At 68.5% G+C, this 419-nt stretch carries 1 protein-coding gene and 1 pseudogene; both read left to right on the top strand.

Features of this window, described 5'->3' with window-relative positions:
* Positions 1-194, top strand: a pseudogene (locus tag G7007_RS21895) (hypothetical protein); the annotation flags it as partial.
* Between the two features lie 4 nt (positions 195-198).
* On the top strand, positions 199-419 hold a 221-nt coding region (locus G7007_RS21890; protein WP_181105191.1), incomplete at its 3' end, for a GPW/gp25 family protein.

Here is a 419-nt window from a genome sequence, read left to right as displayed (position 1 = left end):
ACACCACCACCGAGGCCGCACCGGCGCCGGCGCAGGTGACGTTCCGCGATACCGTTTTCGCCTCCCGCGTGCTGATCCTGCCGGACAGCATGCGCGAACTGCCCGTGCGTGCTCACCTGGTGAGCGTTGCCGAGGGCGACGCTGAGGCCATGACCTTCCTGCAGGCGCATTCGGACCTGGTACGCGAGGGCTGACCCCATGATCGGCGTCGACCGCAACACGGGGCTGTCGCTGTCCGGGGTTGACCACCTCAAGCAGTCCATCGGCGACATCCTGACGACCCCCGTGGGGAGCCGGCGCATGCGCCCGGAGTACGGCAGCACCTTGCGCCGCTACGTCGACATGCCGGTCAACGACGGTTGGAAAAGTGCCGTGCAGGCCGAGGTTGCCCGCTCACTGGGCCGCTGGGAACCGCGCAT

The organism is Pseudomonas entomophila (assembly GCF_013523125.1).
Taxonomy (GTDB): domain Bacteria; phylum Pseudomonadota; class Gammaproteobacteria; order Pseudomonadales; family Pseudomonadaceae; genus Aquipseudomonas; species Aquipseudomonas entomophila_B.
This window is presented reverse-complemented; position numbering and strand designations above follow the sequence as displayed.